General features: G+C 64.9%; 13 protein-coding genes and 2 pseudogenes. 11 read left to right on the top strand and 4 right to left on the bottom strand.

Going from position 1 to position 16,218, the window contains the following annotated elements; all coding sequences use genetic code 11:
* Positions 1 to 86 precede the first annotated feature (86 nt).
* The 3 genes from QP164_RS03930 to QP164_RS03920 form a co-directional block, all read right to left on the bottom strand.
* Positions 87 to 848: an SDR family NAD(P)-dependent oxidoreductase gene (locus QP164_RS03930; RefSeq protein ID WP_333922212.1), complete on the bottom strand. Its 762-nt coding sequence runs from the start codon at positions 846 to 848 to the stop codon at positions 87 to 89.
* A 9-nt stretch (positions 849 to 857) separates the two neighbouring features.
* Positions 858 to 2,342 (bottom strand): carboxylesterase/lipase family protein, encoded by a 1,485-nt coding sequence (locus QP164_RS03925; protein WP_333922211.1) that lies wholly within the window; start codon positions 2,340 to 2,342, stop codon positions 858 to 860.
* A gap of 132 nt (positions 2,343 to 2,474) precedes the next feature.
* Positions 2,475 to 2,942 carry an NUDIX domain-containing protein gene (locus QP164_RS03920; protein WP_333922210.1) on the bottom strand — a complete coding sequence of 156 codons (468 nt, stop codon included), beginning with the start codon at positions 2,940 to 2,942 and terminating at the stop codon, positions 2,475 to 2,477.
* 207 nt (positions 2,943 to 3,149) lie between these two features.
* On the opposite strand from QP164_RS03920, the gene QP164_RS03915 reads away from it, so the two are divergent.
* Positions 3,150 to 4,322 carry an alpha-hydroxy acid oxidase gene (locus QP164_RS03915; RefSeq protein WP_333922209.1) on the top strand — a complete coding sequence of 391 codons (1,173 nt, stop codon included), beginning with the start codon at positions 3,150 to 3,152 and terminating at the stop codon, positions 4,320 to 4,322.
* A gap of 357 nt (positions 4,323 to 4,679) precedes the next feature.
* Here the strand turns inward: QP164_RS03915 and QP164_RS03910 are convergent, their stop codons facing one another.
* The gene (locus QP164_RS03910; protein ID WP_333922208.1) at positions 4,680 to 5,141 is read right to left on the bottom strand and encodes a VOC family protein; all 462 of its coding nucleotides are present in this window, start codon (positions 5,139 to 5,141) and stop codon (positions 4,680 to 4,682) included.
* 637 nt (positions 5,142 to 5,778) lie between these two features.
* On the opposite strand from QP164_RS03910, the gene QP164_RS03905 reads away from it, so the two are divergent.
* From QP164_RS03905 to QP164_RS03865, 10 genes and pseudogenes are all read left to right on the top strand, one after another.
* Positions 5,779 to 6,870, top strand: a complete 1,092-nt coding sequence (locus tag QP164_RS03905) for an FUSC family protein (protein ID WP_333922207.1) — start codon at positions 5,779 to 5,781, stop codon at positions 6,868 to 6,870.
* A 43-nt stretch (positions 6,871 to 6,913) separates the two neighbouring features.
* On the top strand, positions 6,914 to 7,825 hold the full coding sequence (locus QP164_RS03900) for an acyl-CoA thioesterase (RefSeq protein ID WP_333922206.1): 912 nt from the start codon (positions 6,914 to 6,916) through the stop codon (positions 7,823 to 7,825).
* 176 nt (positions 7,826 to 8,001) lie between these two features.
* The gene (locus QP164_RS03895; RefSeq protein ID WP_333922205.1) at positions 8,002 to 9,549 is read left to right on the top strand and encodes an OprO/OprP family phosphate-selective porin; all 1,548 of its coding nucleotides are present in this window, start codon (positions 8,002 to 8,004) and stop codon (positions 9,547 to 9,549) included.
* Positions 9,550 to 9,627: 78 nt separating this feature from the next.
* Entirely contained in the window at positions 9,628 to 10,137 is a 510-nt protein-coding gene (locus tag QP164_RS03890) for a MaoC family dehydratase (RefSeq protein ID WP_333922204.1), read from the top strand.
* Positions 10,138 to 10,168: 31 nt separating this feature from the next.
* A pseudogene (locus tag QP164_RS03885) lies at positions 10,169 to 11,578 on the top strand (MFS transporter); the annotation flags it as partial.
* Between the two features lie 4 nt (positions 11,579 to 11,582).
* Positions 11,583 to 12,662: pseudogene (locus tag QP164_RS03880) on the top strand (MmgE/PrpD family protein); the annotation flags it as partial.
* 1 nt (position 12,663) lies between these two features.
* A complete protein-coding gene (locus tag QP164_RS19750; protein ID WP_443027474.1) occupies positions 12,664 to 13,140 on the top strand; it encodes a hypothetical protein in 477 nt (158 codons plus the stop codon).
* Positions 13,052 to 14,194: an acyl-CoA dehydrogenase family protein gene (locus QP164_RS03875; RefSeq protein ID WP_443027473.1), complete on the top strand. Its 1,143-nt coding sequence runs from the start codon at positions 13,052 to 13,054 to the stop codon at positions 14,192 to 14,194. Before QP164_RS19750 ends, QP164_RS03875 begins: the two co-directional genes overlap by 89 nt.
* The gene (locus tag QP164_RS03870) at positions 14,191 to 15,384 is read left to right on the top strand and encodes a CaiB/BaiF CoA transferase family protein (protein ID WP_132896611.1); all 1,194 of its coding nucleotides are present in this window, start codon (positions 14,191 to 14,193) and stop codon (positions 15,382 to 15,384) included. The genes QP164_RS03875 and QP164_RS03870 overlap by 4 nt, the downstream gene beginning before the upstream one ends.
* A gap of 83 nt (positions 15,385 to 15,467) precedes the next feature.
* Complete coding sequence (locus QP164_RS03865) at positions 15,468 to 16,211, top strand: GntR family transcriptional regulator (protein WP_333922201.1); 744 nt, start codon at positions 15,468 to 15,470, stop codon at positions 16,209 to 16,211.
* Positions 16,212 to 16,218: the final 7 nt, after the last annotated feature.

The raw sequence follows: 16,218 nt of genomic DNA, 5'->3' as shown, positions 1-16,218 counted from the left end.
TCTACAGTCAGAGCTATCCGATAGCTTACCTGTATGAAAGGTCTCGCGCTATGCCGTCCGGCTCGCGGACTTCGCCGATCGGTGCGTTACCAGCAACTGTAACCGCCATCGGCCAGGACGATGCTGCCGGTCATCAGGCTGGCCGCATCCGACGCGAGGAAGGCAACGATCGACGCTACTTCTTCGGGTTCGCCAAGCCGACCTTGCGGCGTGCCGTCAATCCAGCGCTTGTACATTTCGCCCTCGCGATCCGCGAAGCTGTTGAGAACGGTGTTGATATAGGTCGGGGCGACCGCGTTGACGCGGACGCCGCGTGGCGCCCATTCGGCAGCGAGGCTCTTGGTGAGCTGGTGCACTGCGGCCTTCGACGCGTTGTAATAGCTTTGCGGCTGCGGTCGGTTGACGATGAAACCGCTCATCGACCCGACATTGACGATCGCGCCCTTCCCCGCCGCCAGCATGTGCCGGCCAAAGGCGCGCGCGCACCAGAAAGTGCCGTTGAGATTGACGTCGAGCACGTTCAACCAATGCTCGTCGGCGACGTCTTCGGCCGCGGTTTCGCTGCGTGCGATGCCGGCATTATTCACGAGAATATCGATCGCCCGGAGCTGATCGGCAACGGCAGTCACGCGGGCGGAATCAGTCACGTCCATCGCGATACCGTCGACCGCGTAGCCCTTGTCCGAGAGCGCCGCCTGCCCGGCTGCGATCACCGCCTCGTCGCGGTCGGCGATCGTTACGTGCGCGCCCATCTCCGCCAGCGCTTCGGCACACGCCAGGCCGATCCCCGCCGCGCCACCCGTCACGAGCGCACGGCGGCCGGTCAGCTTCAGTCGTTCGAGATACATCGTCGGTCCTCAAGGCAGGAAGGGTGCGGCCGGCATGACGGGCTCGTGTCGCGCCTCCTGCCGGACAAGCGAATAGACCTGCCGCGTCTCGGCATCGAATTCGACCCAGGGCAGGCGGCCGTCGGTCGCGAACCGGATCCACAGCGCGTGCATCCGTTCGGCAAGATCCTGTGGCGGATTGGGTCCGCAAAGACCCTGCTCGCCGGTCGCACACGCCAACGTGTCGAACACGAACGGCAACTCCATGCCGTGCGACGCGCCAAGCTCGCCGCCGAACATCGGCGACCGCCAGTCGAACTCGTACATATGCGTGCGCCCCTTGTGCGCCTCGGCAAAGCGCCGCGCGGGCCAGCGGAAGACGAGATCGTTCATCGCATCGGTCAGCGCCTGCCCCGGCTTCTTGCCCTTCGTCCCGATCCCGTACGCCTTCAGCACTTTGCGCGCATGCGGTTGCGACTTGTGGAGGACATAGGTCGCCAGCAACCGCCCGATCTTGTCGCGCACGCCGGTGGGGACGAGATACAGGTTCATCTCCTCGGCATTGGTGCCGATCAACAGATCCACCTCCGCGCCAGCGCCGTTCGCCAGCGCATCGAGCGGACGCTGGGGCAGCACGTCGTCGCCGTGGACGGGGACGAAGCGGCTGATCCCGAACACCGGTTCGTGGCCCGCCTCGTCGCGCAGATCGATCCGCGCAGTCGGTGCCGATATCGCCTCGACCGCGTCGATCAATGCGTCATACGGCACACTGCTAAAGCCGGTCGCGTCCGGGGTGATCTTCAGGATCTTCGCGAGCTTCTTCACCAGCCGCTGCATCACCGGGACCGAGCGCGTCATCCCGCCATGGCCGCTCTGGACGATCGCCCGCCGGAACAATCCCTTGGCTTGTGGCGAGGCGATAAGATCGGCGATCGCCATCGCGCCCGCGGACTCGCCGAACACCGTGACATTATGCGGATCGCCGCCGAACGCGGTTATCCCGTCCCGTACCCATATCAGCGCCGCGATCATATCGCGCAGGCCGAGGTTGGTCGGCACGCCGGGGATCGGCAGGAAGCCGTCGACCCCCATCCGATAGTTGATCGCGACGCAGATAACGCCATCGCGGGCGAACGTGCTGCCGTCCTGTACCGGCGCATCCTTGCTACCGATCACGAACCCGCCGCCGTGGATGAACACCATCACCGGCAGGCCAGTCCGGTGGTCATCGGGCCGCCAGATATTCGCCGTCAGATAGTCGTCGCCCGGCGCCCAGCCTTCACCAATCAGCGGTACGGTATCGAGGCCTGAGAACGCCTTGGTCCGCTGCGGTGCATTGGGTCCGGCCGCCGTTGCGTCGCGCACGCCTTGCCACGGCACGACCGGTTGTGGCGGCGCGAAGCGGTTGGCGCCCACCGGCGCCGCGGCGTAGGGTATACCGAGGAACCGCCGCACGTCGCCCGCGGTACTCCCCTGCACGATACCGGCGGCGGTCGAGACGATGGGTTGGCTCACGATGTTCTCTCCTCCCGATCCGCAGCCGCGGTCGGAGGACTAAGGTAGCAGTCCGGCAAAGTACGTCGCGAACTCACGTTATGCGCATCGTTGCTTTTATCGTGCAGTCCGGTGGGCCGACAAGCGCCCCCGTTACCAGGCCCCGGTCCCGGTCGCGCCCTGCTGGTATTCGGCGATGCGCCGTCGGGTCGCGGGCGATGTAGTCTCCGGCAGGTCGCCCAGCGTGAACCAGCCGGCCTGTTCGATCTCCCGCAGGTCAGCTCGAGCGAGCACACCGCTGGCCGCGGTTCGCACGACGAAGATGACGATATGGTCGTCCTTGCCCTCCCCGCGGCTGTGATAGACGCCGAGCACCCGCTCGATCACCGGGTCAGCGATCGCCACTTCCTCGGCAAGCTCGCGCGCCAGCGCAGCGACCGTGCTCTCGCCTCTCTTCACGCCGCCGCCCGGCAGATACCAGTGATCGGCATAGGTATGCCGTACCAGCGCGACCCGCCCGTCCCGGTCCAGCAACAGCGCACGAACACCGATCGTCCGCGGCCTGCCGATCCGCCATACGAGCCTCGCTATCCTGCCGATCAATCGATGAGGTACACCCACGCTTCTATCCCTCTGCGTTTATCGACTCGTCCCAAAGTACCCGGGAACTTGGTTTACGCCCGATGCCGTTGGGAGGCACAACCAAGCAGCGGACGGGCACAGCGAATGGTTTTGTAGCTCGCTCCGAATGCGGTCAGATTGAAATGGCTTCTCCGACATCCTGATCACGGGAGCAATCCGCACCGACTTCAACCAGTGGCAGGGCCCATGACGCGACTTCAACGTGCGAACAACATAGCCGATCTGCGCCTGATGGCACGCAAACGGCTGCCGCGACCGATCTTCGACTATATCGACGGCGGCGCCGACGACGAAGTGTCGCTGCGCCGAAACGTCGGCGCGTTTGCGGACTACGAGCTGGTGCCGGACGTCCTGAACGACGTCTCGGAAATCCGGACCGGCACGACGCTGTTCGGACAGCCATCGCGCTGGCCGCTGATGCTGGCGCCGACAGGGCTTACCCGAATGTTCCACGGCCATGCCGAACTCGCCGTCGCGCGCGCGGCCGCACGCCACGGCATCCTCTACAGCCTGTCGACAATGGGAACGACGCGGCTGGAAGACCTTGCCCAGGCCTTCGCCGGACCGAAGGTTTTCCAGATCTATATTTTCAAGGACCGCGGCCTTACCGCAGAGTTCGTCGCTCGCTGCCGGGACGCAGGCTTCCACGGACTGGCGTTGACGGTCGACACACCTGTAGCCGGCAACCGCGAGCGAGACAGGCGCAGCGGACTGTCCCTGCCGCCCAAGCTGACAATGAAGTCGTTGCTGAGCTTCGCGCGTCATCCCTCATGGTCGCTGCCCGCGCTGACGGGGTCCAAATTCGATCTCGCGAACGTCAGCCACAAGATCGACGCGCTCGCGTCGGGGCCGATGAGCCTGTTCGATTATATCGGCGGCCAGTTCGATAGGTCGGTCGGTTGGCGCGATGTCGAATGGCTCGCCCGCGAGTGGAACGGGCCGCTCGCGATCAAGGGCGTGATGACACCCGAGGACGCGCGGCGTTCGATCGCGTCGGGCGCGACCGGCGTGATGGTATCGAACCACGGCGGACGCCAGCTCGATGGAGCGCCTGCCCCAATCGATCAGATCGCCGCAGTACGTGACGCCGTCGGCGATGCGCCAGACGTCATCTGCGACGGCGGCATCAGGCGCGGGTCGGATGTTGTGAAGGCGTTGGCGCTAGGGGCGACCGCCTGTTCGATCGGGCGCCCATATCTGTACGGCCTGGCAGCGGGCGGAGAAGCAGGCGTCGATCGCGTCCTAACGCTGTTGACCGAAGAATTCGAGCGCACGTTGACGCTCGCTGGCGTGAATGATGCAGCAGCCTTGTCACGTGGCCATGTTCGAACTCGGGAAAACCGGAGTGATATGGCGTAGCTCTCGGCATAAATGAGATTGCCATGTTCGCTGGCGCTACTGAACAGGCCCAAACGATGCGTGTGTATCCGACTCCCTGCTGCCTTGACCGGATCTGATGTGTTTTGGCATAAGTGTACTCAAGAGATGCAGCCTAATTACCCGATTTAACATTTCAAAGTTCGGGCTCTTGCTAACATCTCAAAATAGATTTCAAATCAGATTGACTCACTTGCGATCATTCGCGGCCTTTTTCTAGCTCCCCAACTTCTGCCATCCATTCAGTATTGCAGCAGAGAAGGTGCTGAGCCTCGGCCCTGCACGCTGCCTCACCATCTTTCAAAAGGATGATAAGGCGGCAAAGCTTTTGCCGGCCCATTAACGGGCTGTCGGCTGCATAAGCTCTATCGTGATATGATCGGGGCCTGAAACGTAGGCCACCAACGTTCCCTTCCGTGGACCACCCGGGATCGGCAGCGGATTGCCTTTCGCCTTCCATCCTGCTGCCTCGACACGGGCAATGGCGCCATGAATATCCTCTACGGTCAGAGCCAGATGGGCCGCGCCGATCGATCCTGCGCCGCTGGGCACCGTCCCGTTCTGGAGCCCGTTTGAATATTCCAACAGTTCGATCACGTAGCCGTCTTGTGCCTTGACGATCGCCGTTCTCACTTTCGGATCATCGACACCGGTCACCTGATTCAGGAAGTCGCCCCCCATCTCCGATTGCCGCTCAAGTGTGAAACCGAGCGCTCCCGTCCAGAACCGAACGGCTTCGTCCAAAGACGACACAGCGAAGCCTGTGTGGTCCACGGCAATTACGTTTGCGGCGTCCGTCATTACTGCCCTCTCACTGGTATGCCGCCCGTGCTTACCACGCGCACCGTTCACCATCGTAAACTGCTTTCCCTAAACCCTTCCCCGCATACACTTTCCCAATATGGGCTGGTGGGCACGGAGAAACGGAAAGGCTTCGAGCCTCTTAAAGCAGCGAGTTCCAGGATGCGAAAGACCTTGGGAGCAGACGAGCTTGGTATGCAGCGATCAGGCGACCAGCGGCCGCGGAGACCCACATTCGGTCATCCCGATGCGGCTTTTGCCGTTCCGAATTCCGACATCCGTTCATGTTTGCCGCTGACTTGAGCGATCAATCATGACGGCGGTACGGAGCAAGCTTGCGCGGGCCAGCGACGTATAGCTGGTGCGGTGATCTCCCTTGACCTGCTCCTCAGAAGTCATCCGCTTGGTAAGTTATCTCGTCAGATGCAGGGGAGTGATGCGGCAAGGCCGATCTTGCGAGCATCAGATCATTGGCGCCCTGCGCGAGCATAAGGCTGACGCGAAAACATCGCTCGGATGGCGACGATGTCAGCCAATCGAATTGTAGTTAAGCCGATCATGGCGATTTACGATTGCAGGAACGAGCATTACCGCCGGCGGACTACTTTACAGAAAGTTGGAGGGAGCCACGCTGCCATTGGAGTTCCGGCCCAGCGCGTTGATCAAGGCGAATGCGGACAGCCTGCGCCAGACGGTCCGCGTGATCGTTGCGACTGCAGCAGCGTTTGCGGCGTACAAGACGCTCGGCCTGCACGAGGGCTATTGGGCGGTGTTCACCGTGCTGATCGTGATGCAGGCGTCGATCGGGGGAACGCTCGGCGCGGCGACCGATCGGTTGCTGGGGACCTTGCTGGGCGCGGTGCTCGGCGGCATCGGCGCGGCGCTCGGGCGGACCGATACGCTCGAACTCGGGCTGGTGCTCGTCACCGTAACCGGCATCGCCGCACTCATCGCGTCGGTCCGGCCGCGGTTGCGGATCGCGCCGGTCACCGCGGCGATCATGTTGCTCAGCGCGCCGCCGGGCTCTTCGGTGGAGATCTTCGTGCGCGACCGCATCATCGAGATCGGTCTGGGCGGCATGATCGGCGTGCTGGCGGCGATGCTGATCCTGCCGGCACGCTCGCACGGCGTGGTGATCGCACGCACGCTGGCCGTGCTGAGCCATATCGAACGGATGCTGCGCGCGCAGGCCGACGCGCTGACCACCGGGCTGGCGCTGCCCTCGTCGCCCGAACACGCCGCGCTACGTCATGCGCTGGCCGCGGTCGAGCTGGCGATGACGGATGCCGACCGCGAGCGAGCGTCGCGTCTCGCGGATCACGGTATCCCCGCCGCCGTACCGCGCACGCTCTGGCGGATTCGCAACGACCTGGTGCTGAGCGGTCGCGCACTCGACGAACCGCTGCCCCCGGCAGCGATGGCGGCGCTCGCCAAGCCATCAGCGGCGATGCTGACCGCGCATGCCGCGCTTGCGTCGCGGTGTTCGGAGGCGCTTCGCACGCGCGGAAAAGTAGATCGCGGCGACGTTGAAGCCTGTTATCGCATGTTCGGTACCGCGCTCGATCTGTTCCGCCGGAGCGATGCCGCAGCGACGCTGGATTTCGACGCATCGGGGCGCGTGTTCGCGCTCGCCTTTGCCGCGGGCCGGCTGCACCGCGACCTGATCGACCTGGCGGGTCGCGTCGACGAAATCGCCCCGACCAAGGTGCTCGCTGCCGATCAGGCATAGCCCCGCGAGCTTGACCGCCGGCTCTCGAACGGTACGGGCGACCATGACCGATACCGCTTCAACACCAGATCTCGCCGCCGAACTGGTCGCGCTGCTCGACCTCGAACCGCTCGATACCGACCTGTTCCGCGGACCGCAGCGACCCGGCGCAACCGCGCGCGTCTTCGGCGGGCAGGTCGTGGCACAGGCGCTGATGGCGGCGCAGCGATCGGTCGACGCACCCGCCGTGGCGCACAGCATGCACGCCTATTTCCTGCGCGCCGGCACCGAGACGCAACCGATCATCTTCCGGGTCGAGCGCGACTTCGACGGCAAGTCGTTCGCCAACCGCCGCGTCACTGCAAGCCAGAACGGCGCGACGATCCTGACGCTGGCTGCGTCGTTCCAGCGGCCGGAAGCCGGGCTGGAGCATGCGGTCGCGATGCCCGATCTGCCGCCGCCGGAGGAACTGCGCTCGCTCGACATCCTCGCTGGCGACTATGCGGGTATCTCGGCGGAAGCCGTCGCGTTCCTCGGCCAGCCGTCTGCCTTCGATATCCGGCCCTGCGGCGTGCCAGCGTTCCTCCAGACCGAGCCCGGCACGCCCGTATCGCATGTCTGGATCCGGTTCCGGGGCAGCGCACCGACCGATCCCGCGTTGCGCCGTGGTGTGCTCGCCTATCTGTCGGACTATGCGCTGCTCAGTGCGTCGCTGATCCCGCACGGCGTCAATATGTTCGCGCACAGCATGCAGACCGCGAGCCTCGATCACGCGATGTGGTTCCACGAGGACGTGCCGCTCGACGACTGGCTGCTGTATAGCAGCGAGAGCCCGTGGTCGGGGCATGGTCGTGGTATCGCGCGCGGCGTGTTCCATAGCCGCGACGGGCGGGCGGTCGCGCATGTGGCGCAGGAAGGGTTGATACGGATGCGACCAGACCTCGCGCCGCACACCACGATCCCGCATATGCCCTGACCAACTCGGCCCTGACCAACGCGGCCCCGATCGATCCGCGCTGAATCAGCTCAACGCGGAAATCCATGTTGACAGCGCATTTGTACGGACATTAATACTATCTCGCGCCAGTGAAGCTGGTTCCAGGATGTCGCGCCGCGGAAGACGGACGATCCCGATCTTGAGAGGATGTCTGTATGCGTCATTCGTACGCCGTATCGCTGTGCGCGTTGCTCGCGGTACTGCCATCGGTAGCCCGGGCGCAGACCGCGTCTCCGCTCGATACCGATCCGTCGTACCAGACGATGCTGGCGCTGATCGACGAGATGGTCGAGAACAAGCTGGTCAGCCGCGAGCGTGCCGATACGCTGATCGCCAATGCCAAGGCGAAAGCCGGCCGTGCGCTTGCCGCGAATGCACCGTCACCAGCAGCCCCGCCACTGACAGCCCCGCCAACGGCAGACCCGATACTGCCGCCGACCCGCGTGCAGGTCGCCAACCAGACGGCCGATCCCGGCGCGAAGATAGCTCCCGTACCGGTCGGTAACGCACAGGTCGTGAACGCCGGCGGGGTCGCGCTGCCCGCCGATCTCGCGGTCGACTGGAGCCGGGGTGCCCCCGTGTTCAGCAGTCGCGACGGGAAGTTCACCTTCAAGATGCGCGGGCGGTTGTTGGCGGATATCTCGTCTACCGGCGGGTCGGATTTCGACCGTCGCAACATCACCGTCTCGACGCTGCGCCAGTTCCGCGTCGGCGCGATCGGCACGATCGGCGATCACCTGTTCTATCAGTTCGAGACCGATTTCCGCCGCAACGCGACCGAGGTCGTGCAGGCGTTCGTCGGCTACCGCCAGAAGTTCGGCAAGACCGACGCCGACGTCCGGTTCGGCAATCTCATCACCGACCGCGGCATCGACATCGGCACCGCCTCGACCGCCAACCCGTTCATCACGACCAATATCAACACCACCGCGCTCGCGACGCAGGGCGGCAAGGTCTTCCTGATGGGCGCGGTCGGCCGCGCGGGCGGCAAGAACTGGCATGCGAGCTTCGGCGTGCACGGCGATGCGATCGACAGCGATTTCACGCGCAGCGACAACCGCATGCTGCTGGGCCGTGCGCACTGGAACCCGATCCTCACCAAGCATGGCCTGATCCACATCGGCGGCTGGGCGTATAGCGAGAACATTCCCGACACGACGCTGCCGACCACGTTCGCGCAGGGCATGGCGGGGGCGCTCAACAACAGCGTCCGTGTCGAGTCCGCGGCACTGACCGGCGCGGACGGATCGAAGGCGTTCGGGCTCGAACTCGGCGGCACGCTCGGGCCGTTCTACGCGTTTAGCGAATATGGCCAGCGGACCGTGCATGGCGGCCCGACCTCGACGTTCCGCAGCGGCAAGATCAAGGCCTTGTCGGTCAATGGCGGGTTCTGGATCACCGGCGAGACGCCGACCTATTCTGCGCGCAGCGGCACCTATGTCGCGCCGAACGTCCTGAACTCGGTACTTGATGGCGGCTGGGGCGCGCTGGAAGCGGTCGTGCGCTACGAGGATCTCGACAGCTCGAGCCTGCCCCTCGGCGGCACCGGTACGGCGGGTACGCTCGGGCTGAACTGGTCGCTGACGAACAATTTCCGATTCATGGCGGACTATACCCATTTCCGTACCGACAACCGCACCGGCAGCTTCATCGGGCGCGATAGCGGCGACACGTTCGCAGCAAGGGCCGAAGTGGCGTTCTGACGCCAACCCACTGCTCGCTTCGACTTGCCAGCATACCATAAGTTCGATAATGTCCGTACAAAGCGATAAGGAGGATGTATGAGCCTTTCGGCTATCAAAATTGGCGAGCAGCGTTACCGCGCGAGCTATGGCCGCTATCTCGAGGATTTCGTGGTCGGCGACATTTACGAGCATCGCCCCGGGCGGACGATCACCGACGTGGACAACATCCAGTTCTCGCTGATGACGATGAACGCGCACCCGATGCACTGCGATGCGCAATATGCCGCCAAGAGCGAATTCGGGCGGCTGCTGGTCAATAGCGGGCTGACGCTGGCGATCGTGCTTGGCATGACCGTCAACGACGTCAGCGGCAAGTCGCCGGCCAATCTCGGCTGGACCGAGATCAAGCTGACCCACCCGGTATTCGGCGGCGACACGCTGACCGCGGAAACCGAGGTGCTCGAGATCCGCGAGTCCAAGTCGCGGCCGACGCAGGGGATCGTCACCACCCGAACCCGCGCGTTCAATCAGGACGCCAAGCAGATCATGGAGTTCACGCGCAACTCGCTGGTCTACAAACGCGGCGAATCTCCCGACGACAAATAGCCCGACCGAACGACTTAATCGGTTGCCCTTGATGGTGACCGGACGTCCCCCGCGCGGTCTGCGAGAGCTTCGACCAACGAAGACCCGGCCCGTCGTCATTCCGAAGAGAGGTAGCCCCATGGCCGATACCATCGCCGTCAACGCAGGAGCCAGGCTAGACCGTCTGCCCATCTCCCGATTCCACTGGCGTATCCTGGGGCTTATCAGCGCGGGCGCGTTCCTCGACGCGTTCGACGTCTATCTTGCGGGTGGCGTCATCGCCGCGCTGAAGGCGGAGGGCTTCTCGACGCTGGCGCAGGCCGCGGTGTTCATGTCGATGACGTTCCTCGGCATGATGATCGGCGCAGGCATGGCCGGCTATGTCGGCGATCGGTTCGGGCGTCGCGCGTCCTACCAGTTCAATCTCGCGCTGTTCGGGCTCGCGTCGATCGCGGCGATCTTCTCACCCAACATGACGTTCCTGATCGTCTGCCGCTTCATCATGGGTATCGGCCTCGGTGCCGAGCTGGTGGTCGCGGCGGGCACGCTCGGCGAGTTCATCCCGCCCGCCTATCGCGGTCGCTGGGTGTCGATCATGGGGATGGTCGTCAATTCGGGCCTGCTGGTCGCGACCTCGGTCGGCTATATCGTCATCCCGACGCTCGGCTGGCGCTACATGTTCGCGATCGGTGGCATCCTCGCGCTGATCGTCTGGGTGATGCGCAAGAAGATGCCGGAATCGCCGCGCTGGCTGGAGTCGGTCGGGCGCAACGAGGAGGCCGAGGCGACGCTGCGCGAGATCGAAGCCGACGTCGTCAAGCACAAGGGCCCCCTCGTCGCCGTCCCCGAAATCCGCGTCGTGCCAAAGGTCCACGCACCGCTCAGCGCGCTGTTCAGCTCCAAACTACGCCGCCGCCTGATCGCCGCGACGCTCGCCGCGATCGCGGTCAACGTCTCGGTCTACGGCTTCGTCGCGTGGTTGCCGACCTTCCTGGTCAGCCACGGCACCGGCATCGTCACCTCGCTCTGGTACACGACGCTGATGTCGTTCGGCAGCGTGTTCGGTGCGATCGTCGCGATCGGCATCGCCGACCGCATCTCGCGCCGCGCCTCGCTGATCGCGGCGGCCGTCGCGATCATGATCTTCGGCTTCCTGTATCCGAATGCGCAGGGCAACCTGATGGTGCCGCTGACGGGCTTCCTGCTCGTGTCGAGCATCTACACGCTCGTGACGCTGGCGCTGTTCGCCTACATCCCCGAGCTGTTCCCGACTGCCTATCGGCTGCGCGGTACCGGTTTCGCCGGCATGTGCGGGCGCGCCGCGTCGATGGTCACACCCTATGCCACCGTCGCGCTGTTCGAGCGCTTCGGGCTGGAGGGCGTGCTCGGCATGGTCGGCGTGGTGCTCGCCTGCATGATCGCCGCGGTCGGCCTGTTGAACATCGAGACCACCGGTCAGTCGCTCGATGACGTCGCCGACGAGTCGCTGGTTACCGGGGGGCCGCCAAGTGACACTCTCGCAAACCTTCGCCGATTTCGCGACTGGCCTGACGCTCGACGCCATTCCCGAACGGGTCCGGGAGCGCGCGCGGCACCTGATCCTGGATTCGGTAGGAACCGGGCTCGCAGCGGTCGGTGCGCCTTGGGCCGAAGCGAGCTTTGCCGCCGCGGGCGATCTCGGCAGCGGCACGGCGCCGGTACTCGGCTATGGCCGTACGCTGGCGATGCGCGACGCGGCGCTGATGAACGGGCTCGTCACGCACGGCCTCGACTATGACGACACGCATTCGCGCGGGATCATCCACGCGACCGTCAGTGCCTTCCCGACCGCACTCGTTGCAGCGGACAAGGCCGGCGTGTCGGGCGCCGACCTGCTTGTCGCCTATATCGCGGCTATGGAGGTTTTGACGCGGGTCGCCGCCGTCGGCGCTGGTGGGTTTCACGGCTTCGGCTTCCACCCGACCGGGTTGATCGGTGCATTCGGATCGACGCTTGCGGCCGGCAGGTTGCTCGGGCTGGATGCACAGCAGATCGCGATGGCGCAGGGGATCGTGCTGTCGATGGCCGGCGGGAGTCTCGAATTCCTGGCCGACGGCGCGTGGACCAAGCGGTTGCATCCCGGATGGGCGGCGAGCTCGGCATTGACCGCCGCCACGCTAGCCAAGCGCGGCTTCGTCGGACCGCCTGCTGCGTATGAAGGGCGGTTCGGTCTATATGCGCTGTATCTGCGCGACGCTGCCCCTGCCCTGCTTGCGCAGGCGACCGCAGCGCTCGGCGAGATCTGGGAAATCGAGGCGGTATCGGTAAAGCCGCTGCCCGCGTGCCACATGACGCATGCCGCGGTCGATGCGGCGATCGCGTTGCGCACGGAATACGACCTGACCGCGGCCGACATCGCCAAGGTCATCGTGCTGGTGCCCGAGGCGGTCATCCCGATCGTCTGCGAGCCAGTCGCCCCCAAGCGGACGCCCCGCACCGGCTACGACGCGCAATTCTCGATTCCCTATACGGTCGCGACTGCGCTGCTGACGGGCAAGTTCACGCTCGATGCGCTCGATCTCGTCGGCGCTGAACGACCCGGCGGTGCTCGATCTGGCGACGCGCGTCGAGTACGCGATCGACCCGGACAGCGATTATCCCAAGCACTTCACCGGCGAAGTCATCGTCGAGACCAACGACGGCCGGATGCTCCGCCACCGCGAGGCGATCAACCGTGGTGCGTCCGACCGGCCGCTCAGCAACGCCGACATCGACGCCAAATATTTCGAGAACGCAACGCGCACGGTCGACGCGACGCGCGCCGCGCACATCCGCGCCGCCGTACTCGACATGGACCGACACCCCGCTTCCGCGCTCGGCGACATCCTCGCCGGCGCCACTGCCCTCAAGGAGTATCCGTATGACCCTGGCAAACGCGATCGCCGCCGATGGCGCGATGACCGACGAAGAGATCATGATCCTCGATTCGATCGACAAATTCCTCGAAACCGATGTTCGGCCGTTCGTCCACCAGCTCGAGCATGACGACGAATATCCGCAGAAGATCGTCGACACGATGAAGGAGATGGGGCTGTTCGGCCTGATGATCGCGCCCGAATTCGGCGGGTTCGGCATCTCCACGCTGACCTATGCGCGGATCATCGAGAAGATTTCGACCGTGTGGATGTCGGTCGCGGGCATCATCAACAGCCACATGATCATGGCGATGACGGTCCAGCGCTGCGGCACCGAGGCGCAGAAGGATCATTACCTGCCGAAGTTCGCGACCGGCGAACTGCGCGGCGGCATCGGCCTGACCGAGCCCGACGCGGGCACCGACCTCCAGGCGATCCGCACCACCGCGGTGCGCGACGGCGACGACTATGTCGTCAACGGCAGCAAGATGTGGATCACCAATTCGGGCTTGGGCAACACCATCCTGTTGCTCGTCAAGACCGACACGGCCGCGGAACCACGCCACAAGGGCATGAGCCTGCTGATCGCCGAAAAGGGCGACGGCTTCATCGTGTCGAAGAAGCTGGAGAAGCTCGGCTACAAGGGCATCGACAGCAACGCGCTGACGTTCGACGGGTACCGCGTGCCGGTCGATCGGCTGATCGGCGGGATCGAAGGCGTCGGCCTGAAGCAGGTGCTGGGCGGGCTCGAACTCGGCCGGATCAACGTCGCGGCGCGCGGCGTCGGCATCGCGCAGGCGGCGCTGGATGAAGCGGTCGCCTATTCGCAAACACGAAAGACCTTCGGCAAGCCGATCTGCGAGCATCAGGCGATCCAGCTGAAACTGGGCGAGATGACGACGCGCACCTATGCCGCCCGCCTGCTCACCGAAGCCGCCGCCAAGGCGTATGACCGCGGCGAGCGTTGCGACATGGAAGCCGGCATGGCGAAGTATTTCGCGACCGAAGCAGGGCTGGAGAATGCGATCGAGGCGATGCGGATCTTCGGCGGCTACGGCTATTCGAAGGAATATAACGTCGAGCGGCTCTACCGCGACGCGCCTTTGCTGACGATCGGCGAGGGCACAAACGAACTGCAACGCATCATCATCGCCAAGCAGATTATCGCGCGGAACCCCGCATGAGCCAGCCACTCGCGGGCCTCCGCATCGTCGCGGTCGAACAATATGGCGCAGGGCCGTTCGGCACGCAGCAGCTCGCCGATCTCGGCGCCGAGGTCATCAAGATCGAGAACCACAAGGATGGCGGCGATATCGGGCGCCATGTCGGCCCGTATTTCTTCGCGCCGGGCGACAGCCATTTCTACGAATCGCTCAACCGCAACAAGCGCAGCATCGGCCTCGACCTCAAGAGCGCGGATGGGCGCGCGGTGCTGGAAAAGCTCGTCGCGGAGTCCGACGTGGTGTTCAACAATCTGCGCGGCGACCTGCCGGCAAAGCTCGGGCTCGACTATGCCGCGCTGTCGCAGTTCAACCCGGCGATCGCCTGCGTCCACCTCTCGGCCTATGGCCGTACCGGCAGCCGCGCGGCGTGGCCCGGCTATGATTATCTGATGCAGGCCGAGGCCGGCTACCTGTCGCTGACCGGTGAGCCGGGGACGCCCCCTGCGCGCTTCGGTCTGTCGATCGTCGACTTCATGACCGGCACCACGGCCGCGCTCGCGATCCTCGCCGGCGTCGTCTCGGCGCGCGCGAGCGGCATCGGGCGCGATCTCGACGTCAGCCTGTTCGACGTCGCGCTCGGCAATCTCAACTATGTCGCCGAATGGTATCTCAACGGCGGCGTCACTGTCGAACGCACGTCGCGATCGAGCCATCCCTCGCTCACCCCCAGCCAGCTCTACACGACCAGCGACGGCTGGATCTTCGTGATGTGCAACAAGGAGAAGTTCTTCGAGGTCCTGTGCGGGCTGATCGAGCGTCCCGAATGGGCGACCGATCCGCGCTACGCGACCTTCGCCGCACGGCTGGAGAACCGACCGGCGTTCAACGCCGATCTCGATGCGGTGCTATCGACCCGCACCACGGCGGACTGGATGCAGCTGTTCGAAGGTCGCGTGCCGGCCGCGCCGGTGCTCGACGTCCAGCAGGCGCTCGACAATCCGTTTCTTGCGGAATCGAAGCGGATCGTCGACTTCCAGCATCCCGAGCACGGCCCCCTGCCCGGCATCGCCTCGTCGATCCGCGCGGGCGGCGTCGAACATCCGGACAAGGCTGCCCCAGCACTCGGTGCGGATACCGACGCCATCCTCGCTACGCTGGGCTACACCGATCACGACGTGGCAGCTCTGCGGACCCGCGGCGCGGTACGGTGACACCCGCGCTTGCATCGAACGCCAAGGCATTGGACGGTGTGCTGTTGTCCGGATCACCCGACAAAGCGACCGATGGATATCCGATGCCCCAGCTTCGTCAGCAACCGCGTTACCTGCAGCTCGCCCAGACGCTGATCAACGAGATCGAGGATGGGCGCTATCCGATCGGCACGCTGCTGCCGACCGAGTTCGAGCTCTGCGACCAGTTCGGCGCGAGCCGCTTCACCGTGCGCGAGGCGATCAAGCGGCTCGTGCAATCGGGCATGGTCTCGCGTCAGGCCGGAGTCGGCACGCGCGTCCTCGGGCTGTCGCGCCCGGCCGCGTACCGACAGGTGATGGAGGGGCTTTCCGACCTCCAGCAATACACCAACGAAACCAGCCTCACGATCATCGCGCGTGAGACGGTCGCGCTGGACGGACCGCTCGCCGAACAGGTCGGCGCAACATCGGGCCAGACCTGGCTGCATCTGATGGCGCTGCGCCGCGCCGCCGGGACCAGCCCGATCTCCTATTCGGACATCTATCTCCACCCCGCGTTCCGTAGTCTGAAGCTCGACGACGATGTCGGCGACGTGCCGATCTTCAGCCGGATCGAGGAACAGTTCGGCGAGCGCGTCGCCGAGGTTCGCCAGCATATCGAAGCGGTGGCGATCCCCGCGCCGATCGCCGAGTTGCTTGAAACCAAGACCGGCGCGCCGGGCCTCCGCCTGACCCGCCAGTATCTGAACGCGCGCGGCGAGGTCGTCGAGATGGCGATCAATACCCATCCCGCGGACCGCTATTCCTATTCCCAGACCTTCCGCCGCGATCCCGTATCCGGCCTGTAGAGGATTT

Origin of the sequence: Sphingomonas sp. LR59 (genome assembly GCF_036855945.1) — a bacterium.
Taxonomy (GTDB): Bacteria; Pseudomonadota; Alphaproteobacteria; order Sphingomonadales; family Sphingomonadaceae; genus Sphingomonas.
The sequence above is the reverse complement of the archived record's forward strand: the minus strand, read 5'-3'. Positions and strand labels throughout refer to the sequence as shown.

Excerpts from the sequence above, each read along its gene's own strand:
- QP164_RS03870 (WP_132896611.1), top strand. The coding sequence starts at position 14,191 with ATGAGCCAGCCACTCGCGGGCCTCCGCATCGTCGCGGTCGAACAATAT.
- QP164_RS19750 (WP_443027474.1), top strand. The coding sequence starts at position 12,664 with ATGCGCTCGATCTCGTCGGCGCTGAACGACCCGGCGGTGCTCGATCTG.
- QP164_RS03930 (WP_333922212.1), bottom strand. The coding sequence starts at position 848 with ATGTATCTCGAACGACTGAAGCTGACCGGCCGCCGTGCGCTCGTGACG.
- QP164_RS03910 (WP_333922208.1), bottom strand. The coding sequence starts at position 5,141 with ATGACGGACGCCGCAAACGTAATTGCCGTGGACCACACAGGCTTCGCT.
- QP164_RS03875 (WP_443027473.1), top strand. The coding sequence starts at position 13,052 with ATGACCGACGAAGAGATCATGATCCTCGATTCGATCGACAAATTCCTC.
- QP164_RS03890 (WP_333922204.1), top strand. The coding sequence starts at position 9,628 with ATGAGCCTTTCGGCTATCAAAATTGGCGAGCAGCGTTACCGCGCGAGC.
- QP164_RS03895 (WP_333922205.1), top strand. The coding sequence starts at position 8,002 with ATGCGTCATTCGTACGCCGTATCGCTGTGCGCGTTGCTCGCGGTACTG.
- QP164_RS03900 (WP_333922206.1), top strand. The coding sequence starts at position 6,914 with ATGACCGATACCGCTTCAACACCAGATCTCGCCGCCGAACTGGTCGCG.
- QP164_RS03915 (WP_333922209.1), top strand. The coding sequence starts at position 3,150 with ATGACGCGACTTCAACGTGCGAACAACATAGCCGATCTGCGCCTGATG.
- QP164_RS03865 (WP_333922201.1), top strand. The coding sequence starts at position 15,468 with ATGCCCCAGCTTCGTCAGCAACCGCGTTACCTGCAGCTCGCCCAGACG.